This is a genomic window from Sphingobacterium sp. IITKGP-BTPF85, from assembly GCF_001006065.1.
In the GTDB taxonomy this organism is placed as follows: Bacteria; Bacteroidota; Bacteroidia; order Sphingobacteriales; family Sphingobacteriaceae; genus Sphingobacterium; species Sphingobacterium anhuiense.
On record NZ_ASZT02000086.1, the window covers coordinates 1 to 23032 of the forward strand.

Sequence of the window (23032 nt, forward strand, 5' to 3'; positions counted from 1 at the left end):
CACTATGCTCCAGTATATCCATATACAGCAGGTGAAGCAAGCGAATACTGATATTCGATGGTTTTAAAACTATAACTGTCGTTTATTTATGGATATTCGTTATAGAAGCTATATTTTCGATAATTACTATTGGATTAGTGGCTGGTTTTCGGTATTCATGGTCTACCAATGCTCTTCTTGTGATTATTTTATATCAAGGAAATGCTAAAGGAGAATTTGAATGACTCTTTAAGTCAGTCTCTTGGCGAAAAAGTCATTCATCATGGGGAGAGTACTACGACACACCATCGACTACATTACTCTGTCGCTTCCTTGCAATTACGCAACGAAACAAAATCCTCATTTGGAAGTACACCATATCTCTTTTTATAAATAGCCGAGAAATAGTCAGATTTTGAATAGCCCAGAGCATAAGCGACTTCATATATGGTATTGAACTGACCACTTTTTACCATTTCTTTTGCTAATAACAACTTTTCAGATAGAAAGAAGCTATTCGGATTGCATTTATATATTTTTTTGAATAATCGGGTATATTTAGTCACAGACATACAGGCTATTTCGGCTAGCTTTTCAGTATCTGGAAATTTTTCAAGCAACTGTTCCATAAGGTAAACTTGACTATTCACAACTTGTTGTACATCAAATTCAGACAGCTTACCTACTACAAATTTCTGTTCACTTAACCTTTCAATAAGACTTCCAAAAGCCTGTAAGGCGGCTCCTTTGAGAAATAGTTCGTAGGAACTGTCTTCATATTGACGATCTTTCAGTTTTAGAAGTAACACCCGGGTACGGCTATCCATGTGACTATAGAAATATATGGTATTCTTTTTCGCATAAGTCTTTTCAACTATAGACTCAGGAACGATATTGCCCAGATGTTTATGAAGAAGCTGTTTCGAGATCAGTAACCGAAAAGAATACATTCGTTCTGAAATTGGGGGAATATAAGTACTGCTCAAACCCGCATCAACAAGCCCCATTCCTAATTTTGAATGATAACCAACTTTATTCTTCGTATCATTGACTTTGTGAATGCTGATTTGGTCACTGATATCATAGTATGCAATGCAGAAATCACCGGATGAGGCAACTTTAGTAAAGGATATGCTTTGATGAAAGGTGAGGTCTACCACAAGAACTGTCAAGCCAGGAATGACCTCCATAAGATAAGAGCCGCCGTTAGCTAAATTTTCAGGAAAAACCAATTGCCGTTGATTAAGGTATTTTGCTCCAAGTTTTTCGATAAAATCTTGCCTCCAGTCTGTATCCATGGTTACCGTATGAGAAAATTGAATACTATTTTTTGCAGATGTCTCCATTATAATTTTGTTAAGTAGTCCTTGGGTAAAACGCCAAAGTAATTTTTAAAGAGATGTGTTAAATTGGATGCGGTTGGGAACTGCAGTTCGTGGGCGACTTCTCCAATATTATAGTTCCCGCTTACTAGTAGATCACGTGCCAACTCCAGCTTGTTATTAAGGTAAAATTCATAAGGAGTAAGACCTGTGATCTTTTTATACAATTTTTTAAATTTTGTTTCGGACATCAAAGCATGTTCAGCAATTGTTTTGATTCCTGGGAAAGAATCTTTAAGCTTACTGATCAGAAATTCCTGAGAGGAAATGATAGCAGTAAAATCAGTGTCGTTAAGTTTACTGACAACAAGGTCTTTTTTGATCAGTTCATCAAGATATTCTCCCAATAAGTTATAGACCGTTGCACTAAGAAACAAATCAAAGGTTAGCGGGGCAATATTGCTATTTCGAAATTCATTAATATATTGTAAACTATTATTGCTCATGATATTATAGTGAAATATCGTATTTTGATTCTGATCAAAGACCCGATTGATCAGTTTTTTTATATGTCCAGAACCAATTAAATATTCTTTGAGAAGTGTTTTACGGAGGAAAATGCAAAAGTTGTATGTCTTGGTTCCAGCTTTAACACGGTAGTCGAGGTTTACACTGCTCTCAACAATGGCAAGATTGTAATTCCATCTTCCCATTGCCAATGCGTCATTATTTGTGATGTGAGAAGAGTCCCCTTCAGTGAGATTAAAATAGATGCCAATAAAATCTGAATTTGTATTGCGGAGCTTAAAGTGAATATCTTGGTGGTAGAGGACATCTGCAAACATAACCGTGATGTCTGGATTTACAGATAGCACATAGCGGGTTCCGGTATGGACGGTATCCGGAATTAGCATATGGTTACCGCTAATGTATCCACCTAAAGCTTTTGCCATTGGCTCTACCCAGTCAGTTTCTATACCAAACTCATGAATGATTTCTTTCATATGTAAATAATGACTGTTTTATGTGACTAAATATTTTATAACAGCTGTCGTATCCCATGGACTAGAATTTTGTTAGGTTGTTCTGTTTGTACTCAGGTTAAAAACCTTGATTTATAACGTATGAAAATTGGTACATGATACACTATACTTCTTGAAATATTGCTTTATAATGAAATACTAGCCTATAGTTCTGATTATTAGTGCAATTATTTGACCATTATTTAAATAGTTGCAGTAAAAAAGAGTGTTAAAAGACTAAATTTTTATATACGTTTTTGGACAGAATCATAAATTAAGTGAAAATTGGTCTTCAGTTGATATTTTATAACGGTATGCTGGTATTGCTTCTTGGGAGTTGCATGTAATTTTGTCTTAAATAAAATTAATATATAAATATAAAGAATATGAAAACAAAAAAGATGCTCGGTCAATTATTATTAGTCTTAACAATAGCAATAGGAATTACAGCTTGTAGTAAAAATGATGCTGATGAATTGACTCCTCCCACAAATGCAATCACATCTGTAAGATTAGTATTTACAGATAGTACAGTCAATGAAAAATCAGCTGGATCAAAGGTAGATCTTACAAAAGTTGCTTCGGTAAAAATAAAATATGCAGTTACTGAAGGAGAAGTAGGTATAAATGTAGTAAGGGAAGCAACGCTGATGGTTAAAGGCGATAGTTCAAAAGTAAGTACTTTCGATCTTAAGACATTAACTTTTAAAGGTGGAAGTAAACTTACAATTTATGGTGCAACGTTATACGATAACAAAGATAAAGTAGTAGGTGGATGGTCAAAAGTGGACAATGATGCCTTTGAAGTAACGAGCCCCGAAGGTGTAGTGGTGATGGAGCGTATTTATGGAACAGTAGGTTTAGAGAGATTATAGTCGTTAATCTTATTCTAAAAAAGTGTCGGAAGGTTATGCTTTCGACACTTTTTGCTTTTATTTATAATTTTAAGATTATATTATGCCTTCTGGTCATTATTTTTAGTTCGAGGGCCACGGTTATAGATTATTAATCCATTTAAGAAGTTCCGAAGTAACTGGTCTCCGCAAGGTTTGAAATTTGGATGATCTTCTTTACGAAATATGGCACTTAATTCCGTTTTCGTTGCCCTAAAATCGACTAACGCTAATACATTAATAATGTCGTCGTCCGTGAATTTTAAAGCTACTCGAAGCTTTTTCATGATATCATTATTGCTCATCTTATAAATATGTTACCTTAAAATTTTCTATATTTTATTATTCGTGCCCAAGCCAAAACGCTGTTAGAAATGAATATTCCTGTCAAACTTAGATATATTTGTCTTATTATACAATTATAATTACAGCTTATATTAACATATAATATCGGTTCTTTACGACCAATAATAATTATTTCTTGTGCGAAATCTCTAATATGTAAGTCTATATGAATGGATTGAGCAACATTCAAGAGTAAATCATAATCAATACTACTGTAACTATAATTGCCCTGAAGTGTAAGGCAGACCTTAATTTAAATATTATGCACAGTATTTTAGTTATCCTTAGACTTTACAAATAAAAGATATGCAAGTCGTTGTTGTGTAAAATCAGCACTTGGATAAATATCGCGTATAAGGTTTTTACAATCTTCGGCACAGCAGCCGGTGTCTAGCCGAGCGATGTATTCAGTGATATCTTCTAGATTGATGTATTTGATTGCCACAAGAGTGGCGCAACCTTTACTTTCTTCATTTAATGTAATCTCAAATACTTGCCCAGTCTTATACCGTTCATTGGGCATCCGTAATGTGGTAAATGCCTCGCAGTCCAATTTATTATTCCAGTTTTTTGAAAAGTTAATGTGTTCCATTTTGGTATTAGCGAGTAGTTATAGTGATATGACTATTTGTGTAGTCCGTCTTTCAATACAAATATAGGTACATACGGGTATGCTTTAAAATTTGGTCATTTATTCTTTTAATAATATTTAGCTATCACATTACGATTTAAATGAATACTTATATAAGTAATCATGATCGCCAAATAACATGTCTTGGTGAGTCTGTTGGAATTTCGTCAAAAATAACCTATTTTAAGGCATAATATACCAAGTTAGGGTTCAGGTGAATGTTAATTATTATATAATTAAGTATATTTGCTCAAACTGTCTAGTAACAAAATTTAATGCAAAAAATAGAGTAGGGCTTATTGGTAGTGGTAGTTGGGCTACAGCAATGATTAAAATGCTGGGTGACAACGTCGTTGAAAAGGATATACATTGGTGGGTCCGTAAACAAGAAGATGTTGACTATATCAAAAAGCATAAAAAAAATCCAAGTTATTTAAGTGCTGTTGAAGTAAAACTGGATACAGATCATATTTCAACAAATGCAAGAGAAGTAATTCAGGTGTCAAATATTATTATTTTGAATACACCTGCCGCTTACTTGAAAGCAGCCTTAAAGGATGTGACAAAAGCAGATCTGGAAGGAAAAATTATTGTTTCTGCCATAAAAGGTATCGTACCAGATGAAAATCTGATTATTGGCGATTATTTACAGGAGGTATACGATGTCTCTTTGGAGAATATTTTAGTTGTCGGTGGACCGTGTCATGCTGAAGAAGTTTCTTTGGAGAAACTATCTTATTTGACTTTTGGTTCCAAATCTGAAGAAAATGCTAACTTAGTGGCATCTTTACTGGAATGCCGGTATATAAAAACAATCATTTCGGACGATGTGTATGGGATTGAGTATGGTGCTGTATTGAAAAATATTTATGCATTGGCGGGAGGAATATGTCATTCGTTAGGCTATGGCGATAATTTTCAGGCGGTTTTAATCTCAAATGCAATCCGCGAGATGGAAACGTATGTCGAGACCATTGATCCAAATCCTCTTCGCGATATTAATAAATCGGCGTATTTAGGCGATCTTTTGGTAACAGCATATTCGCAGTTCAGTAGAAACAGAACTTTTGGAGCGATGATCGGAAAAGGCTATAGTGTACAGTCTGCCCAGCTTGAGATGAATATGGTAGCAGAAGGTTATTATGCTTCTGCATGTATACAGCATTATATGCGTAAGCATCAGATTGCCTTACCTATCTGTGAAGCCGTTCACCAAATCTTATACCAGCATAAATCTGCTGCAACAATCATAAGCCAACTGGCTGAAAAATTAAGTTAATTCAAGATGATCGATAGATTAAAAATCGCTGAAACTTATAAAACAATTCAGGACGAGATATGTCAAGCACTTGAAAAGCTTGATGGTACCGCTAAATTTGAAGAAGAAATTTGGGAACGTGATGGCGGCGGCGGTGGCCGTACAAGGATTATGCAGCATGGCAATATCATTGAAAAAGGTGGGGTGAATTTCTCTGCTGTGCATGGAAAATTGCCGGAAATGATCAAGAAATCATTTGGTGTCGATGAAGATGAATTTTTCGCTACAGGTGTATCAATTGTTATTCATCCAAACAATCCATTCGTTCCTATTATCCACATGAACATCCGTTATTTCGAATTGAATGATGAAATTCGGTGGTTCGGCGGAGGCATTGATCTTACACCGCACTATGTTATTGAAGAAGATGCACAATTTTCATCAGCAGTTGAAAAACGTATGCGATATCCATCACCAAGATTTTTACAAAGATTTCAAAAAATGGGCAGATGACTACTTCTATGTACGCCATCGTGAAGAAACACGTGGTATAGGTGGGGTTTTCTATGATAAACTAACACCTGAAAAAACAGGTCTGTCATTTGAGGAAATTTTTCAGTTCTCATGTGACCTTGGACGTACATTTGCACCAACATATACCGAGCTGGTAAACAAAAATCGCCATAAAGACTATACAGAACACCATAAAAACTGGCAATACCTCCGTAGAGGAAGATATGTTGAATTTAATCTTGTTTGGGATTCAGGAACGAAATTTGGTCTTGAAACTAATGGACGTATCGAATCCATTTTAATGAGTTTACCGCCACAGGCAAATTGGGCCTATGATTTTCAACCAGAAGAAGGCTCGGAAGAAGCCAAAACACTTTCTCTTTTGAGAAAAGATATCAATTGGATACAATAAATTAATTTAAATAACCTGAATGGTTTCTTATCAGAAATTTGAACTAGAAAATGGTCTTCGCGTACTTGTTCATGAAGACAATAACACAGCAATGGCCTGTGTCAATATACTGTATGATGTCGGTGCGCGGGATGAATCTCCAGACCAAACGGGATTTGCACATTTATTTGAACACTTGATGTTTGGTGGATCAGTCAATATTCCCGACTATGATACACCTTTGCAACGTGTGGGCGGTGAAAACAATGCTTTTACCAGTAACGATATCACCAATTACTACATCACGCTACCTTCTTCAAATCTAGAAACGGCATTGTGGCTGGAATCAGACCGTATGCTGAGCCTTTCTTTCTCTGAACAAAGTTTGGAAACACAAATAAGTGTTGTATGTGAGGAGTTTAAGCAGCGTTACCTCAATCAACCTTACGGTGATGTATGGTTGAAATTAAGACCCTTAGCTTACCAAGTACATCCGTATCGCTGGGCAACTATCGGAAAAGAACTTAAACATATTGAAGATGCAAAAATGGAAGATGTAAAAGCATTTTTCCAGAAGCATTATACACCACAGAATGCCATTATGGTTATTGCAGGTGATGTTAAGTTTGAGGAGATCAAAACACTGGTAGAAAAATGGTTTGCAGATATTCCTGCAGGAAATAAATACATGAGAAATTTACCTCAAGAACCAAAACAAATAGCAGAGCGTAGGGAAGTGGTAGAGGCTGATGTACCACTTGATAGTTTGTTTATATCTTTTCATGCACCTGCACGTATGGATGAAAACTACCATGCAATGGACTTAGTATCAGATCTACTGTCTCGAGGATCATCTTCTCGTCTATACCGTCGTTTGGTTAAAGAACAGGAACTATTCAGTGAGATCAATGCCTATGTGATGGGAAGTATCGACCCCAATTTATTCTTAATTGAGGGAAAACCATCAGACGGCATTAGTCTGGAACAAGCAGAGGAAGCCATCTGGAAAGAACTGGATATCTTAAAATCTACACCTGTTCCGGCAGAAGAGCTTGAAAAAGTGAAGAATAAGATTGAGTCTACACATGTATTTGCCGAATTGTCGATCTTGGATAAAGCCATGAATCTCGCATATTATGAGCTACTTGGTGACGCCAATGAATTAAACAATGAAACAGCCAAGTATTTGGCCGTTCAATCGGAGCATATACAGCAACAGGCAAACGAAATATTTAGAAAAGAAAACGCATCTATATTGTATTATAAATCAAAGGAGGTGGCAAATGCTGAATAGAGCAGTAGCACCTGAAGCCAAACCGATTGGTGATATTCATTTAAAAAGCCCAAAAGTACTTGCTTTCAACAATGGAATTCCTGTTTATGTCCTTCATTCGCCTGATCAAGAATTGGTACGCATTGAGTGGATTTTTAATAATGTCTTCAATGAAGATGAAAATCCGCTCCTAAATAGTGCCCTAAGCGCTTTGTTAAAGGAAGGAACAAAAAACTATAACAGCGCTGAGATTGCGGATAAAGTCGACTTCTATGGGGCTTTTCTAATGCCAGAATACGGATTTGATATCACTTCGCTGACATTGTACACATTAAATAAACATAGTAATGTGTTATTACCTTTGATCAAGGAGATTTTAACAGAATCAGTTTTACCGCAGAAGGAACTGGATACCTATCTCAGAAACAATAAGCAAAAGCTTCAGGTTTCTCTTCAGAAAAACGATTATTTAGCGAGAAGAACCTATTATAATCATGTTTTCGGTTCGGGAAACCGTTATGGAAAAACGCCCTCTTTAGAAGAATATGATTTGATTTCTAGAGAGGCTTTAATCGATTTATACCATAAGCAATTTACTCCATCTAATTGTCGTTTAATTATTTCCGGTAATGTATCTGAATCTTTGCTTCAAGAGCTTAGCTTATATTTTGGTGATCAATGGCTGGCTACAGACGAGGTACCATTGACCGAACCGAATTTAACTGCAGATACAGGACAATTGATTTATGACGAAAGAGCAGAGGCATTGCAATCTGCCATACGTATCGGTATGCCGAATATAAATCGTAACCATGTGGATTATCCCGCTTTGCAATTTGTAAATACGTTACTGGGCGGTTTTTTCGGGTCAAGGCTCATGCGTAACATTCGAGAAGAAAAAGGCTATACTTACAGTATCGGTTCAGCTGTGGGTTCTTTAAAATATGGAGGTTTTCTGACTATTGCGACAGAGGTTGGTGTAGATGTAACCGATGCGACATTGACGGAAATCGAAAAAGAAATTGAAATTTTAAGAACAGAATTAGCGACTATAGAGGAATTGGACTTAGTGAAAAATTACCTCTCAGGATCTATGCTAGGTTCTTTAGAGAGTATTTTTTCACATGCAGATAAGTTTAAAAATGTGCTACTTGCTAACATGGATTTGACTTACTATGACCATTATATGAATGAAATCAATGCGATGACTCCTGAAAAAGTAAAGGAAATCGCTATTCAGTATTTTGACTATAGTAAGATGATTAAAATTGTGGTTGGAAAAATGAAAACCCTAGAATTAGTCTCTGAATTGTAATTAAAGGCTGACAATAAATAATAAATCATTCATACTTTGTATTTTTGTTGTATACAATGATGTATGGAACAATTTAATAAATAAAATTCGTAATGGAATTGAAACTCAAGAAACCTTTAGCATTCTTTGATTTAGAGACTACAGGAATCAATATCTCAGCAGATAGAATTGTTGAAATATCAATATTAAAGGTGTTGCCTAATGCTGAGGAGCAAGTATATACGAAGCGGATTAACCCGCTTATGCCTATTCCTGCAGAATCATCCATGTTCCATGGTATCTATGACGAAGATATTATAGACGCGCCAACATTTCAAGCGATTAGTCAAGAAGTAGCAGATTTTATTGGTGACGCAGATTTAGCGGGTTATAACTCCAATAAATTTGATATCCCTATGCTGATGGAAGAATTCCTACGTTCAGGAGCTGATTTTTCGTTGGAAAATCGTGTTTTTGTTGACGTACAGAATATTTTTCATCAAATGGAACAACGTACTTTGAAAGCTGCTTATAAATTCTATTGCAATGAAAGCCTAGAAAATGCACACAGTGCAGAAGCAGACGTAAGAGCTACATATGAAGTTTTGAAAGCACAGTTAACCAAGTATGAAGGTGCTGTGTATGAAGATAAGCATGGTAAACAATCTGTACCTGTTGTAAATGACGTCGAAGCATTGTCAGATTTTACTAATATGACAAAACCAGTGGATTTTGCAGGACGGATTGTGTACAATGAAGACGGAGTAGAAGTCATTAATTTTGGTAAACATAAAGGACGTCCGGTTACAGAGGTTTTTGATGTAGAACCAAGTTACTATGCGTGGATGCAAAATGGCGACTTCCCACTTTATACTAAGAAATGTTTAGAAATAATCTGGAACCGTCATCGCTCAGCTAAAAAAGCAGCAAAATCAACAGAACCCATTCACGCGGCTGAAGATAAGAAGCAAGCTAAAAAAGAATTTCAAAAGCAAGAAAATAAAAGCCAAGCAACAGCGATCACAAATGATATGTTAGCAAGTCTAAAAAATAAATTTGGTTAGGTCATAGTACTCGTTAATTAGAAAACAATATTTTATAAAATAATATTATGTCTCAAGAAATAGAACACCTACAGTGTTTAATAATTGGTTCAGGACCCGCAGGATATACAGCAGCGATTTATGCAGCCCGTGCTGATATGAAACCTGTTATCTATACAGGGATGGTACCGGGCGGTCAGTTGACGCAGACAACAGAAGTGGATAACTTTCCTGGATACCCAAAGGGGATTACAGGACCGATCATGATGGAAGATCTACGTATGCAAGCAGAACGTTTTGGTACTGATGTCCGTTTCGGATATGCAACTAAAGTTGATTTTTCTGGTCCGGTACATCAGGTTGAAATCGACGGAATTAAAACTGTTACTGCAGATACAGTAATCATCGCTACAGGTGCAACAGCAAAATGGCTAGGACTTGATAGCGAACAAAAGTATAATGGTTTTGGTGTATCTGCATGTGCAGTATGTGACGGTTTTTTCTTTAAAAACCAAGAAGTAGCGATTGTAGGTGCTGGTGATACGGCAGCTGAAGAGGCTACCTATTTAGCAAAATTATGTTCGAAAGTACATATGTTGGTGCGTCGTGATGAATTTAGAGCTTCTAAAGCAATGGTTCACCGCGTGATGAATACACCAAATATCGAAGTACATTACAATTCGGAAACCAAGGAAATCTTAGGTGACGGTCAAGTGGTAACAGGTGTTCGTGTTTTAAATAACAAAGATCAATCTGAAAAAGTATTGGATGTAACAGGATTTTTTGTTGCTATTGGACACAAGCCAAATACAGAACTTTTCAACGGTATCTTAGATATGGATGAAACAGGTTATTTAATTACACAGCCAAATACGACGGCAACGAATATTCCAGGTGTATTTGCTTGTGGAGATGTACAGGATAATGTATACCGCCAAGCAATTACAGCTGCAGGAACTGGTTGTATGGCTGCTTTAGAAGCAGAGCGTTATCTAGCCGCTAAAGAGGATGTTGCGTAAATAATACGTAATCACATAAAAAGGCCAGGAAATTATTCCTGGCCTTTTTTATACCATATTCTTTAAAAATTTTATAGCTGAGCTTTAGCTTCTTCCATTTCATATACTGAATCAATCTTCCAAGAAGATTGATCTTTCGAAGCTTTTACAGCCAACTGGTCACACCGCTCATTTAAAGGATGGCCAGCATGCCCTTTTACCCATACTAATTTAACCTGATGTAGTTTGTATACCTGCATCAATCTTATCCAAAGATCTTTATTTTTCTTTCCTGCAAATCCTTTTTGAATCCAACCATATACCCATTTCTTGTCGATGGAATCTATAACATATTTGGAATCTGAATAGACTGTAACCTTTTGGTTGAGATTTTTTAAAGCTTCTAGACCAACTATTACCGCCATCAGCTCCATGCGATTATTAGTGGTCTTACGATAACCACCAGAAAACTCTTTCTCAATCAGTTTACCTTTATACGCTTCATTATCACCCGTATAAACTGTCCTTAATATCGTACCGTAGCCACCTGGTCCTGGATTACCGCTCGAAGCACCATCCGTGTATAATTCAATCATCAGTACAAAGATAAATTATTAAGCCAAAAAACCGACTTTAAGTTTGAATTGAACGAATAAATTCTTACTTTTCACCTTTTTAAAACCTGATATTTCAATAAGTAACTATGATTCGGAAGAAGTCAATATTAGCAGTGTTGTTTTTAGCGCTTTCTAGCTACAACGTTTTTGCACAAGAAACTAAAAACAAGAATGAGGACGTAAAAAAAATGGAATGGTTTGAAGATGCAAAATTAGGCATTTTTATCCATTGGGGAATTTATTCGGTTAAGGGGGTTTCTGAATCTTGGGCTTTTTTCAATAACTATATCAGTCATGAAAATTACATGAAACAACTTGGTGGTTTTACAGCCAACCAATATCAACCGGAAGAATGGGCAAAATTAATTCAGGAATCCGGAGCAAAGTATTCGGTCATTACAACACGTCATCATGATGGTGTATCTCTTTGGGATAGCAAATCGAATAATGCAATTACAACAGCGAAAGATGCTGCTGCTAAAAGGATGTTCTGACGCCTTTTGTATCGGCACTTCAGAAGAAAGGTCTTAAAACCGGATTGTATTACTCATTACCAGATTGGAGTCATCCAGATTATGATGTCAATACGAGAATAAAAAAACGTTATAACGTAGGCGATGATGCCAATCGGTGGAATAAGTTTGTTAATTACTATCAGGGACAGTTAGCAGAATTGTCTAAAGCATATAAGCCAGATCTAATTTGGTTTGATGGCGATTGGGAACACAATGATCAGGAATGGCGTGCAAAAGAAACATTGACGCAATTGCGTAAGTATAATCCAAATATCATTATCAATTCCAGACTGAATCAACATGGTGACTATGATACTCCAGAGCAGGGTATTCCGGTTGTAAAACCTGAAGCACGCTATTGGGAGCTCTGCTATACCATGAATGACTCTTGGGGATATCAGCATTTTGACCATCATTATAAAACTCCAAACATGATCGTCCGTACTTTGGTAGATTGTATTTCAATGGGCGGAAATCTTTTATTGGATATTGGCCCCAAAGCCGATGGGACAATACCTACAGAACAGGTGCAGATCTTGAAAGAATTAGGAAGATGGACTTCTAAACATAAAGATGCGATCTACGGAACGCGTGCAGGAGTGCAATCTCGGTTTTGGAATGATAAAAATGCTTTTTCTAAAGATGGAAAAACATTATACATCTACTTGGATAACGTAAAAGATAAATTAGTTTTACAAGGTCTGAAAACCAAACCTGCTTCAGTTAAATTTGTTGGAAACCCAGATAAGATAGATTATCAGTATGATGACTATACACTGGAATTAAATCTACCTACAGCTAATTTCGATCCAGCTGTAACTGTTGTAGCCATTACCTTTAATGAGAAGCCAGCTATTGATTTGGAAAGAAAAGAAGTGAGTTATACTGCTTATGAAATTGCAGGCCAAAGTCAAGTAGCGCATGCAATTGCAACAATTAGTAAATCTACAGCCATAGGATCCAATTTGTTTAAAGACAAGATCAGTGCAGACGGCGATATATTAGATAAAAACTTAAAATTTACAGCTGCCGAAATTAAAGAGTGGGTAACGAAAAATGCAGAAATCTTACATGATGCTGAAGCTGGAATTGCTGATGGACACTACGCGGGATTAAGTGCACTATCTAAAGATAAGCAGACACTTTATCTTTTCGTTGAAGGAACTCCAACGGGGCCTATTGCATTAAAGGGGCTTAAGAATACCATAGCACGTATACGCATCGTAGGTGAAGGTTCTATGATCGGACATGATATATTCAATAAATTATACTGGAGCTCGACACCAGGTATTGTGTATATTGATGTTCCCAAAGAACGGATCGATAAAAACATGACAATAATTGCTGTTTTATTAGATAAACCAATTGAATTGTATCGAGAGCACGTAGGAGCTATTGAAAGTAATTTATAAATTTGTAAAGAGGCAATTAAAAATGCCTCTTTTTTTATGACTATGAAATTTTTATTACCACTGTTATTTTTACTACTGCTAATTTCCTGTAATAACGGAAACGGAAGTAAAGCGCAAAAGCAACGTGCCGATTCACTTGCCCTGGAAGTGGTAGAGCAACGCTTGGATATTAGAGATCTCGCAAATTCCGATCATTTCATGTATTATGAGGATAGCCAAGCTCAAAATACAACTGATATAAAGAAACTTACTGGAATCGAAAAAATAAAAGCTAAGGTAGTGGCTTATCGGATCTATAAGAATCTGAGTTTGGAAAACAACCGTTATGTTTTTAAAGCCAAATCTCCCTTAGAATTGCATATACCGAATAAAATTTTTGTGAGTTTTGAAAGAGCATTTTTAACATCCAACAATAGTGTCATTAGCAGCAAAGACTCAATTAAACTACAGTTGCCAACAAATTTCCAAGATTCGGTATTAACTTGGTAATAGATAAAAAAGATATGAAGAAAAAAATCATCGTATTTACCGGAGCCGGTATCTCAGCAGAAAGTGGTATAAAGACATTTAGAGATGCCGATGGCTTGTGGGAGGGCCATGATGTCGAGGACGTTGCTAGTATTGATGGCTGGTACCGTAATCCCAAACTTGTTCAAGATTTTTATAACATGAGGCGACAAGTCGCTATGCAGGCTAAACCGAATGCTGCACACCAAGCTTTAGTTGTTTTGCAGAAATCATTTGATGTACAGATTGTGACGCAAAATGTAGATACATTACATGAACGGGCAGGTTCTGATCATGTGCTTCATTTGCATGGAAGATTAGATCAAGCTTGCTCATCGAAAGATAAAAGGTTAATCTATCCAATCGACGGTTACGACATCAAAATGGGTGACCTATGTGAAAAAGGTTCTCAATTAAGACCTGATATAGTATGGTTCGGTGAGGCAGTTCCAAATATGGAGACCGCCATTTACATGGCACGAGAGGCCGACATAATGATTGTTATCGGGACCTCTTTGGCAGTATATCCAGCTGCTGGTTTGGTCGATGTCATAGCTCCGACCTGCGATTTATATGTTGTTGATAAACAAATTAACACATCGCGGATACCCAAAAGAGCCAGTACCATAGAAAGTACTGCATCGGAGGCAGTTCCATATCTGGTTGCCCAGCTCATAGAGCGATATACTACTTTGTAAGCAATTCATTACGCTAACGTTTTCGTTGTTTGCACAATCGTTTGCATCCTCGATATTCCCTGAGATGATCCGCAAGAAGCATATATTTAAATTTTATAAATCGAATTAATACGTTGTTCTTTCTGACCACACCTTGAGAAAATCAAGCGTAGTCGTGATAGGTTTAATAAAATTTATGATCACAAAAAAACTGGGCAAAGCAGCAGCATTTATCGTCTTGCTTACGATTAACTATAGTGTTACGAAAGCACAGCTATCCCTAATTCCAAAACCAGATTTTATACAGATTAGGGACGGGCTGTATTGCTTTCCTTCATGTAGTAAAATACAGATTGGAGATAAGGAGTTTGACGCTGTAGGTCGATATCTGCAGAAGCAGCTTTTATCAAAATTTGGTTATACAGGACTTGTTCATCATGATAAGAAGACGGTTTCAAACATTCGATTTGTTCATAAGGAAAATCTTGAAATTGAGGAATATGAAATTAAGACAGATAGCAATACGTTAATTATTTATGCAAGCTCTCCTGCAGGAGCTACTTATGCAGTAAGCTCGCTTTTGCAGGTATTGAGCTTTGGAAAAAAATCAACATCGGGAATCAGTGTAAATATTTTTGAGATCAAAGATAAACCTGCATATGTATGGCGAGGTTTTATGTTAGATGAATCACGTCACTTCTTTGGAAAAGAAAAAGTGAAATCAATTTTAGATTGGATGGCATTTTATAAGCTCAATAAGTTTCACTGGCACTTAACTGATGAGCCTGCTTGGCGGTTAGAAATTCAAAAATATCCACTTCTAACATTGATCGGTGGGATTGCTCCCAGACTGATCCATATGCTCCCGCGGCCTATTATACGCAGGCAGACATTACAGAGATTGTAGCTTATGCACAAGAAAGGAACATCGAAGTCATTCCTGAAATCGATATGCCCGGCCATGCCACAGCGGCAAATCGAGCTTATCCCCAATTAAGTGGTGGTGGAAATGATAAACACCCAGATTTTACTTTTCATCCGGCGAAAGATATAACGTATTCTTTTTTAACTCAGGTGTTGCGCGAAACAAAAGCGCTGTTTCCTTCTTCGGTAATACATATAGGGGGAGATGAAGTATCATTGGCAGTGAGGCCTGGAATTCAGATACCAAAGTGCAGGATTTGAAGCAGAAACATCATCTAAATGATAACAAAGCGGTAGAAAATTACTTCATGCGTCGCATGGCAGATTCGCTAAAAACAATGGATGCCACTTTGCTTGCCTGGGATGAAATGGTAGATGCCGATTTATCAAAAGAGAAAACTATACTCATGTGGTGGCGACATGATAAACCTGAACAGTTAAAAAAAATATTAAAGGCTGGCTATAAAACAATACTGACACCAAGATTACCGCTTTATTTTGATTTTGTACAGGAAGAATCACATAAGTATGGACGAAAATGGGGAAAGCTATACAATCCTTTGGAAAATGTTTATAATTTTTCTCCGGATAATTACGCTTCGTTGACCACCGAGAAAAATCAAATCTTAGGCATTCAGGGTAATTTATGGACAGAAACCGTTATCAATACCACTCGATTGGACTATTTAACTTTTCCACGATTAGCCGCTTTGGCGGAGGTCGGGTGGACAAAAAGTTCAAATAAAAATTACATGCAATTTTCAGAATCATTAAAAAAACACTTGAACCTGTACCGTGAAGCAAATTTATACTACTACGATCCATTTACGAATGCACATCCTGAACCTGTGGTGATAAAAAAGACACAACGTGCTTATATTGATAATCCTGAATAACCAATTAAATATGAATAACTTATTAAAAAAGTCTGTACTTGCTGTGGCATTGTTAGCTACAGTTAATTCAATACAGGCACAATGGACTGGACCTAAAATTAAATCAACAGAAATCAAAGAAATTAAGTATGGACCGTTGTCACCTGCCAATCGGACAGATGAGGCAATGGTTGCATTCCGCAATTATGGATTAGGTCAATTTATACATTGGGGTCTCTATGCAATACCGGGTAATGAATGGGAAGGAGTGAGTGCCGTGGTGGTGCAGCAGCATCCGAATGGATCCGTTCATGGAGAGGATCATCAGCTCCAAAAGATTGGGTGAATACGTACGACAATCTTTACAAACAATTTAATCCCAAAGATTTTGACGCAAAGCGTTGGGCAAAGCAGGCAAAAGACATGGGAGCAAAGTATGTAATTTTTACGACAAAGCACCACGATGGTTTCGCGATGTGGCCAACCAAATATTCCCCTTATAATATCAGTAAAACACCCTATAAAAAAGATATAGTCAAAGAGGTAGTAGATGCTTATACCGCAGTAAGTATCGATGTTTACCTTTATTTCTCTGTATTAGAATGGAACAATCCGGATTACATGGGTAAAGAACCTAAAACGGTAGAGGAAAAGAAAAAGTTTGATAAATTCTTGAAATATACTAGAAATCAGTTACTGGAGTTGATGACAAATTATCCACAGATGAAAGGATTTTGGTTTGATGGCACTTGGGATCAGTCTTGGATAAAGTCTTATGATTTTACTTATAATCTTGAAAAAGAACTTCGGCAAAAGCATCCCGGTCTTATCATCGGCTCCCGTTTCCGAAATGATGAATTTGGGAAACGTCATTTTGATTCAAATGGTCAGATGTTGGGCGATTATGAACAAGGTTGGGAACGCAAATTGCCGGGAGATATTACTTGGCTAGAGGGACGTGATTGGGATTGTGTGATGACAATTCCACCAAACGGCTGGGGATACATGAAAGATTGGTCGGGTATTTATACCAAAACGACAGACGATATTATCGATATGCTGACCTATTCAGCATCCCTAAGTGGTAATTTTGTTTTAAATTTCGGTCCAGATGGCCAAGGAAATATGCATCCTGAGGAAGATAAAATAGCAAAAGAGCTTGGTGAATGGATGAAAATAAATGGTGAAGCAATTTATGGAGCCAAACATGCTGGGATGACCACTTCTAAACTAGGATACTTCACTAAAAAAGCTGATAACTTATACCTCACAGTTTTCAACAGGCCCGTTAACAATATTGTTCGGATATCTGTGCCCAAACTGCGACAGAAGTTCCTGTGTCTGCCACGTTATTAGCCAATGGACAAATGTTAGAGGTGCGTCATTCAGATCTTGGTATTGATCTCGATAAAAACACCTATTATGACGTGTTATTGCCCAAAAGTTTCCAGTCGAATCAAGCGTTTGTCATTAAAATGAAAACCGGCGTACCTAAAGGAAAAGCAGAGAAGCTAATGGATGCTAAGATGTAAAATCTTTTATAAACGTCTAAAAAAGCCAAAATTTAATGATTTTGGCTTTTTTTTATTACTTTTAAAAATCAATTAATGCACCGCAAATGATCAAAATATTAGTTACCATTTTACTTGTACTGTTTTATTGTCATGCAACAATAACAACAAAAATCAAGGAACAACTTCTCAACAAACAGAAACAGAAAATAGCACAGAAGGAAAAAATCAACAGGTCGTACTGGATTCTACTGAAGCAAAAAGGATATTGGCACTGCCGTTACATTGCCTTGAACAGGAGTATCCAAATAAATTGGGGCAGGTCATCGGATCTGCTAAGGATCTAAAATCACCAAAACAATTACATCCCATTTTTTATGGCTGTTTTGATTGGCATTCATCCGTTCATGGTTATTGGTCCATCGTTAAAATATTGAAAACATTTCCTAATCTTAGTGAAAGTAAGCAGGCGAGACTGATCTTGAACGATAAAATAACTAAAACGAATGTTGATCAGGAAATTGCTTTCTTTCTAGACAGTAATAACACAAGCTTCGAACGCACCTATGGATGGGCGTGGCTCTTGCAGTTACAGGCTGAATTATTGACTTGGAATGATGCTGAAGGGAAACAGTGGGCCACAGCATTGCAACCTTTGGCAGATCTGCTCGTAAAACGCTACGAGGGGTACTTGCCTAAACTCGTTTACCCAATTCGTTCGGGACAGCATGATAACACCGCTTTTGGATTTACCTTATCAATGGATTATGCGAAGGTAACGCAAGATACAGCTTTTCAAAATTTAATTACACAACATGCAAAGCGCCTTTTTATAAACGATAAATCCTGCTCGCTCGCATATGAACCAAGTGGTAGCGACTTTCTTTCTCCCTGCTTAGAAGAGGCATTATTGATGACAAAAGTTTTAAATGATGACGAATATAAAAAATGGTTAACAGACTTTATGCCCGATTTGTTTGTGAAAGAGTTTAAGTTAGAGCCGGGTATTGTTAAAGACCGTACGGATGGTAAGCTTGTTCATTTAGATGGACTGAATTTTAGCCGTGCAACTTGTCTAAATGGCATCGCGACAAAATTACCGGAATTAAATCATTTACATCAACAGGCGAATAACCACCTCACTTACTCGTTGCCAAATATCAGCAATGACGACTATATGGGCGCGCATTGGTTAGGAACTTTTGCATTATATGCTATTACACATCAGTAAGTTTATGATCAAGTTTATTTTTTCGATTATAATCGCATTGAGCATGATCAGTTCATGTAGCCCGATTTCTTTAAATAAGAAGGAGAGTGCTGCCGATGTTGTCGATCAGCATCCTTTACCACCTAAAGGTATGGATGAATTTATGCGCTATATTGGAGATAATTTTCATTATTCTAAGGAGATGATCGATAATCAAATTTCAGGTTTGGTGGAGATCTCATTTGTGGTTGAAAAAGACGTATCAATAGTCGACATGAAAGTTGAAAAAGATCTGGGGTTTGGTACGGGGGAGGAAGGAATACGGCTCATCAAAGAATATGGCAATTGGAAACCTGGTTATCAAAAAGGTAAACCGGTCAGAGTAGCCTACACACTTCCGATACGTTTAAATTTAATGGAAACTTCTGAAGCACCGTTGATTAATGAATCTATTAAGACGATATTTGATATGCCTTATCGTGGAAAAAAGATGAAATCATCGGATTCGTAAATCAGAAGAAATTGTCCGTTCATGATCAAGGTCATACTGTTTTTGTTCCCAATTATAAATTCAAAGATCTAACAGCCAATTTTTTGGAATTCGCGCTTCAGACGAAAAAAGGTCGATGAGTTTGCACTCATGTATAAATTTTCTAATGATGGAAAAGACGAGATAATCTCTAATTACAATCGTTTTTTGCAAGAATTGATACTCCTTTATGGAGAACCTTCGCTTATAAAATTTAGGAAAATAGATCAGGATACCGATTTGAACCAATTGGAAGCAAATCCTGTTATTTGGAACTGTACAAATGCAGTAATTTCAATAGCATTTGATAAAAATGCAAATGAATTGTTGACGACAATAAAAAATAAAGATTAAGTCAAGCAATGAACAGCCCTGATATTGTCATTTTAACTTAAAATATGACATCTTGTCTCAAATTGACTGTTTGGAATATAGATTGATGTTTAACTGTGAAATCAATTAGCAATTAAATATAAAATATATATGAACACAGAAAAAGGATCTATTTCAATCCACACGGAAAACATTTTTCCTGTCATTAAAAAATTCTTATACTCTGATAATGAGATCTTCTTACGCGAGTTAGTTTCAAACGCGGTAGATGCTTCTCAAAAAATAAAGCGCTTAGCTTCATTAGGTCAATACCAAGGTGAAGTGGGTGATTTATTAGTTGATGTAAAACTTGATGAAGCAGCAAAAACGATTACCATTTCGGATAATGGTATCGGTATGACAGCTGACGAGATTAAAAAATACATCAATCAAGTTGCCTTCTCAGGTGCAACTGAATTTATGGAAAAATTCAAAGAAGCAAATGATGCAAATGAAATCATCGGTCGATTTGGATTAGGTTTCTATTCCGCATTCATGGTTGCTGATAACGTTGAAATCGAAACGTTATCTTACCAAGATGGGGCAGAAGCTGCGCATTGGACATGTGATGGTAGTACTTCGTATGAAATTTCTGAAGGTACACGTACGACACGTGGTACTGATATCATTTTACACATTAATGAAGAGTCTTCAGAATTCCTAAGTCAATCGCGTTTACAGGAGATCTTGGACAAATATGCGCGTTTCCTTCCTGTAAATATCCGCTTCGGAACGAAAACAACTTCTGAACCAGATGGCGAAGATGAAGAAGGAAAACCAAAATATAAATCTGTTGAAGTTGATAACATCATCAACAACACAAGCCCAGCTTGGACCAAAGCTCCATCTGAACTGACAGATGCAGACTATTTGGCTTTCTATAAAGAGTTGTATCCATATTCAATGGACGAACCATTATTCTGGATCCATTTAAATGTTGATTATCCATTTAATTTAACCGGAATTTTATACTTCCCGAAAATTAAAAATGAATTAGAAATTCAACGTAATAAAATCAAATTATACTCACGTCAAGTATTCATTACCGACGAAGTAAAAGATATTGTTCCTGAATTTTTAATGTTGTTACATGGTGTAATCGACTCACCGGATATCCCGTTAAACGTTTCAAGAAGCTTCTTGCAGGCAGATAGTAACGTGAAAAAGATCAACAATTATATCACTAAAAAAGTAGCTGATAAGTTGCAGGAAATCTTTAAAACGGATCGTAAAGGTTTTGAAGAAAAATGGAATGATATCGGTCTATTTATCAAATATGGTATGTTGAGCGATGAGAAATTGCTGAAAAAGCAAATGAATTCTGTTTATTGACCAATACAAATAAAGAGAACTACACAATTAAAGAGTATTACGAAAAAGTAAAAGATATTCAAGTTGATAAAGATGGAAATATCATTTATTTATATACCCATGATGCTGCTCAACAAGATAGCTTTATTGCTACAGCAAAAACAAAAGGCTATGATGTATTGGTTTTAGACGGACCTCTGGATACGCATATCACTTCTTATTTGGAACAAAAAGGAGGTGAAAAGGTACAGTTGAAACGTGTAGATGCCGATGTCATTGATAAGTTGATTCAAAAAGATGAGAAGCAAGAATTGTCAATTTCTGAAGAAGAATCTAAACAAGCCTTATCAATCTTTGAAAAAGCAATCAGCCGTCCTGACATGAAAGTTGAAGTGGATGCCTTATCTGCAGAAGAATTACCAGTATCAGTAACGATCGATGAATTTATGCGTCGTATGAAAGATATGGCCAAAACCAATGGCGGTATGAACTTTTACGGTAACTTACCTGATAACTATAAGGTAACGGTAAATGGTAACCACCCACTGGTGAAACGCATTTTATCAAGTACTGAAGAAGAAGGTGCACAATTAGCAAAACAAGCGTTTGACTTGGCTTTATTATCACGCGGTTTGTTAACAGGTGCTGCATTAACATCATTCGTGAAACGCAGTGTTGAGATGATCTAATAAAAATTAAAAAATAATAGCTTAATCCTCATTACGATACGTTGTAATGAGGATTTTTTGCTTAAAAACATTTGGAGTATATCAAATAAAATTCTACTTTTGTAGCACAAACACGGTAGATGTAGCTCAGTTGGTTAGAGCATCGGTTTGTGGTACCGAGGGTCGTGGGTTCGAGCCCCATCATTTACCCAAAAGGCGAAAGATTTATCTTTCGCCTTTTCTTTTTTTAAACTTTTATGATACTCAAAATCCGATATAAACGATATGTTTGTAAATGCACTCGAGTGGTTTAATTCTTGCATTGCTATACTTAAGATTATGATTTGAAACTTAGTATTAAGAATGGTTATCTTTATTACGAAAGATTGTAGCTGTTTCTAATAAGTAACTAATTTGACAACCAGCAATTATAAGTGATTAGTATCCGATATTATGAAAGAATTCATTAATAAAAATCCAAAACTGATATTTGTCATACCATTAGGTATTTTTCTGCTTCTTGGAATCCTGCTAGTATTTTTCGCCGTGAAATATCCAGAAAATGTACCGGTCTATGGATGGATTACCATTATCCTGTTTGTACTTTTGCCAGCGATCTGTATTTATGGTTTTATATTTGGTTTCCACTTATCTGAAAAACAAAAGCGATCTAGCGAAGCACTACGGAATATTATCACTTATTCAGAACAAGAAATTTGGATTCATAAGCCCATAGTTGACGGCACCTATAGCATTAAATGGTCTATTATTGACAAGATCGTCTATTTCGATTATCCCGGCGATGATCATGCTTATTATACCTTTTATCTGAGCGATTTCCCTGAATTTATTAAAAATGAGAAGCAATGGTGGTTAAATAGACTATTTCCGGTGAATGTAAAGATGAGAAAGTTTACTCTTTATAATGATTGTCAAAATTTT

The 23032-nt window shown here is 36.4% G+C and carries 23 protein-coding genes, 1 tRNA gene and 3 pseudogenes; 22 read left to right on the forward strand and 5 right to left on the reverse strand.

Features of this window, described 5'->3' with window-relative positions:
• Nucleotides 1–296 precede the first annotated feature (296 nt).
• Both L950_RS16105 and L950_RS16110 read right to left on the reverse strand, forming a co-directional pair.
• Nucleotides 297–1325, reverse strand: coding sequence for a helix-turn-helix transcriptional regulator (locus L950_RS16105; protein ID WP_021190292.1), 1029 nt, complete (start codon nt 1323–1325; stop codon nt 297–299).
• Nucleotides 1325–2305 carry a helix-turn-helix transcriptional regulator gene (locus tag L950_RS16110; RefSeq protein WP_021190293.1) on the reverse strand — a complete coding sequence of 327 codons (981 nt, stop codon included), beginning with the start codon at nt 2303–2305 and terminating at the stop codon, nt 1325–1327. Before L950_RS16110 ends, L950_RS16105 begins: the two co-directional genes overlap by 1 nt.
• A 404-nt stretch (nt 2306–2709) precedes the next feature.
• Between L950_RS16110 and L950_RS16115 the strand changes: the two genes are divergently transcribed.
• Nucleotides 2710–3198 carry a hypothetical protein gene (locus L950_RS16115; protein WP_021190294.1) on the forward strand — a complete coding sequence of 163 codons (489 nt, stop codon included), beginning with the start codon at nt 2710–2712 and terminating at the stop codon, nt 3196–3198.
• An 80-nt stretch (nt 3199–3278) separates the two neighbouring features.
• Here L950_RS16115 and L950_RS16120 read toward each other — a convergent pair whose 3' ends face one another.
• Both L950_RS16120 and L950_RS16125 read right to left on the reverse strand, forming a co-directional pair.
• The gene (locus L950_RS16120) at nt 3279–3521 is read right to left on the reverse strand and encodes a DUF1456 family protein (protein ID WP_021190295.1); all 243 of its coding nucleotides are present in this window, start codon (nt 3519–3521) and stop codon (nt 3279–3281) included.
• Between the two features lie 314 nt (nt 3522–3835).
• On the reverse strand, nt 3836–4153 hold the full coding sequence (locus L950_RS16125) for a hypothetical protein (protein WP_156169723.1): 318 nt from the start codon (nt 4151–4153) through the stop codon (nt 3836–3838).
• Nucleotides 4154–4436: 283 nt separating this feature from the next.
• Here L950_RS16125 and L950_RS16130 point away from each other — a divergent pair, with 283 nt between their 5' ends.
• The 6 genes and pseudogenes from L950_RS16130 (at nt 4437) to trxB (ending at nt 10983) form a co-directional block, all read left to right on the forward strand.
• Entirely contained in the window at nt 4437–5471 is a 1035-nt protein-coding gene (locus L950_RS16130; protein ID WP_262507116.1) for an NAD(P)H-dependent glycerol-3-phosphate dehydrogenase, read from the forward strand.
• 6 nt (nt 5472–5477) lie between these two features.
• Nucleotides 5478–6375, forward strand: a pseudogene (gene hemF, locus L950_RS16135) (oxygen-dependent coproporphyrinogen oxidase).
• A 19-nt stretch (nt 6376–6394) separates the two neighbouring features.
• Nucleotides 6395–7648: a M16 family metallopeptidase gene (locus L950_RS16140; protein ID WP_021190298.1), complete on the forward strand. Its 1254-nt coding sequence runs from the start codon at nt 6395–6397 to the stop codon at nt 7646–7648.
• Complete coding sequence (locus L950_RS16145; protein ID WP_021190299.1) at nt 7638–8942, forward strand: M16 family metallopeptidase; 1305 nt, start codon at nt 7638–7640, stop codon at nt 8940–8942. Before L950_RS16140 ends, L950_RS16145 begins: the two co-directional genes overlap by 11 nt.
• Before the next feature lie 92 nt (nt 8943–9034).
• Entirely contained in the window at nt 9035–9985 is a 951-nt protein-coding gene (locus tag L950_RS16150; RefSeq protein ID WP_021190300.1) for a 3'-5' exonuclease, read from the forward strand.
• 47 nt (nt 9986–10032) lie between these two features.
• Nucleotides 10033–10983: a thioredoxin-disulfide reductase gene (gene trxB, locus L950_RS16155; RefSeq protein WP_021190301.1), complete on the forward strand. Its 951-nt coding sequence runs from the start codon at nt 10033–10035 to the stop codon at nt 10981–10983.
• Between the two features lie 71 nt (nt 10984–11054).
• On the opposite strand, the gene rnhA is transcribed toward trxB, so the two are convergent.
• Entirely contained in the window at nt 11055–11558 is a 504-nt protein-coding gene (rnhA, locus tag L950_RS16160) for a ribonuclease HI (protein WP_021190302.1), read from the reverse strand.
• 107 nt (nt 11559–11665) lie between these two features.
• On the opposite strand from rnhA, the gene L950_RS35595 reads away from it, so the two are divergent.
• The 15 genes and pseudogenes from L950_RS35595 to L950_RS16215 form a co-directional block, all read left to right on the forward strand.
• On the forward strand, nt 11666–12073 hold the full coding sequence (locus tag L950_RS35595; RefSeq protein WP_262507111.1) for an alpha-L-fucosidase: 408 nt from the start codon (nt 11666–11668) through the stop codon (nt 12071–12073).
• Between the two features lie 44 nt (nt 12074–12117).
• Entirely contained in the window at nt 12118–13506 is a 1389-nt protein-coding gene (locus L950_RS16165) for an alpha-L-fucosidase (protein WP_262507112.1), read from the forward strand.
• A gap of 42 nt (nt 13507–13548) precedes the next feature.
• The gene (locus L950_RS16170; RefSeq protein ID WP_156169724.1) at nt 13549–13995 is read left to right on the forward strand and encodes a hypothetical protein; all 447 of its coding nucleotides are present in this window, start codon (nt 13549–13551) and stop codon (nt 13993–13995) included.
• A gap of 14 nt (nt 13996–14009) precedes the next feature.
• Nucleotides 14010–14711 (forward strand): SIR2 family NAD-dependent protein deacylase, encoded by a 702-nt coding sequence (locus L950_RS16175; RefSeq protein ID WP_037526307.1) that lies wholly within the window; start codon nt 14010–14012, stop codon nt 14709–14711.
• Nucleotides 14712–14886: 175 nt separating this feature from the next.
• Nucleotides 14887–15875, forward strand: a pseudogene (locus L950_RS35600) (family 20 glycosylhydrolase).
• Nucleotides 15872–16510 carry a family 20 glycosylhydrolase gene (locus L950_RS35610; protein WP_262507115.1) on the forward strand — a complete coding sequence of 213 codons (639 nt, stop codon included), beginning with the start codon at nt 15872–15874 and terminating at the stop codon, nt 16508–16510. Before L950_RS35600 ends, L950_RS35610 begins: the two are co-directional and overlap by 4 nt.
• 10 nt (nt 16511–16520) lie before the next feature.
• Nucleotides 16521–16835 carry a hypothetical protein gene (locus L950_RS33565; protein ID WP_231577335.1) on the forward strand — a complete coding sequence of 105 codons (315 nt, stop codon included), beginning with the start codon at nt 16521–16523 and terminating at the stop codon, nt 16833–16835.
• Nucleotides 16748–17845: an alpha-L-fucosidase gene (locus L950_RS16185; RefSeq protein ID WP_231577336.1), complete on the forward strand. Its 1098-nt coding sequence runs from the start codon at nt 16748–16750 to the stop codon at nt 17843–17845. Before L950_RS33565 ends, L950_RS16185 begins: the two co-directional genes overlap by 88 nt.
• The gene (locus L950_RS33570) at nt 17827–18021 is read left to right on the forward strand and encodes a hypothetical protein (protein ID WP_231577337.1); all 195 of its coding nucleotides are present in this window, start codon (nt 17827–17829) and stop codon (nt 18019–18021) included. Before L950_RS16185 ends, L950_RS33570 begins: the two co-directional genes overlap by 19 nt.
• Before the next feature lie 127 nt (nt 18022–18148).
• Nucleotides 18149–19231 (forward strand): DUF2891 domain-containing protein, encoded by a 1083-nt coding sequence (locus L950_RS16190; protein ID WP_021190305.1) that lies wholly within the window; start codon nt 18149–18151, stop codon nt 19229–19231.
• A 4-nt stretch (nt 19232–19235) separates the two neighbouring features.
• Complete coding sequence (locus L950_RS26775) at nt 19236–19721, forward strand: energy transducer TonB (RefSeq protein ID WP_197086469.1); 486 nt, start codon at nt 19236–19238, stop codon at nt 19719–19721.
• 129 nt (nt 19722–19850) lie between these two features.
• Entirely contained in the window at nt 19851–20093 is a 243-nt protein-coding gene (locus tag L950_RS16200) for a hypothetical protein (protein ID WP_021190307.1), read from the forward strand.
• A 129-nt stretch (nt 20094–20222) separates the two neighbouring features.
• Nucleotides 20223–22111 (forward strand): annotated as a pseudogene (htpG, locus tag L950_RS16205) (molecular chaperone HtpG).
• A gap of 115 nt (nt 22112–22226) precedes the next feature.
• A tRNA-His gene (locus tag L950_RS16210) sits at nt 22227–22300 on the forward strand.
• Between the two features lie 243 nt (nt 22301–22543).
• Nucleotides 22544–23032: hypothetical protein (locus L950_RS16215; protein WP_031288472.1), on the forward strand; the 489-nt coding region annotated here is incomplete at its 3' end.

What these genes read in the sequence shown, in the direction of transcription:
- rnhA (WP_021190302.1), bottom strand. Translation starts at nt 11,558, where the DNA reads ATGATTGAATTATACACGGATGGTGCTTCGAGCGGTAATCCAGGACCA.
- L950_RS26775 (WP_197086469.1), top strand. Translation starts at nt 19,236, where the DNA reads ATGATCAAGTTTATTTTTTCGATTATAATCGCATTGAGCATGATCAGT.
- L950_RS16115 (WP_021190294.1), top strand. Translation starts at nt 2,710, where the DNA reads ATGAAAACAAAAAAGATGCTCGGTCAATTATTATTAGTCTTAACAATA.
- L950_RS33565 (WP_231577335.1), top strand. Translation starts at nt 16,521, where the DNA reads ATGAATAACTTATTAAAAAAGTCTGTACTTGCTGTGGCATTGTTAGCT.
- L950_RS35595 (WP_262507111.1), top strand. Translation starts at nt 11,666, where the DNA reads ATGATTCGGAAGAAGTCAATATTAGCAGTGTTGTTTTTAGCGCTTTCT.
- L950_RS16110 (WP_021190293.1), bottom strand. Translation starts at nt 2,305, where the DNA reads ATGAAAGAAATCATTCATGAGTTTGGTATAGAAACTGACTGGGTAGAG.
- L950_RS16145 (WP_021190299.1), top strand. Translation starts at nt 7,638, where the DNA reads ATGCTGAATAGAGCAGTAGCACCTGAAGCCAAACCGATTGGTGATATT.
- L950_RS16175 (WP_037526307.1), top strand. Translation starts at nt 14,010, where the DNA reads ATGAAGAAAAAAATCATCGTATTTACCGGAGCCGGTATCTCAGCAGAA.
- L950_RS16150 (WP_021190300.1), top strand. Translation starts at nt 9,035, where the DNA reads ATGGAATTGAAACTCAAGAAACCTTTAGCATTCTTTGATTTAGAGACT.
- L950_RS16170 (WP_156169724.1), top strand. Translation starts at nt 13,549, where the DNA reads ATGAAATTTTTATTACCACTGTTATTTTTACTACTGCTAATTTCCTGT.
- L950_RS16200 (WP_021190307.1), top strand. Translation starts at nt 19,851, where the DNA reads ATGTATAAATTTTCTAATGATGGAAAAGACGAGATAATCTCTAATTAC.
- L950_RS16120 (WP_021190295.1), bottom strand. Translation starts at nt 3,521, where the DNA reads ATGAGCAATAATGATATCATGAAAAAGCTTCGAGTAGCTTTAAAATTC.
- L950_RS16185 (WP_231577336.1), top strand. Translation starts at nt 16,748, where the DNA reads ATGGGAAGGAGTGAGTGCCGTGGTGGTGCAGCAGCATCCGAATGGATC.
- trxB (WP_021190301.1), top strand. Translation starts at nt 10,033, where the DNA reads ATGTCTCAAGAAATAGAACACCTACAGTGTTTAATAATTGGTTCAGGA.
- L950_RS16140 (WP_021190298.1), top strand. Translation starts at nt 6,395, where the DNA reads ATGGTTTCTTATCAGAAATTTGAACTAGAAAATGGTCTTCGCGTACTT.
- L950_RS16125 (WP_156169723.1), bottom strand. Translation starts at nt 4,153, where the DNA reads ATGGAACACATTAACTTTTCAAAAAACTGGAATAATAAATTGGACTGC.
- L950_RS16105 (WP_021190292.1), bottom strand. Translation starts at nt 1,325, where the DNA reads ATGGAGACATCTGCAAAAAATAGTATTCAATTTTCTCATACGGTAACC.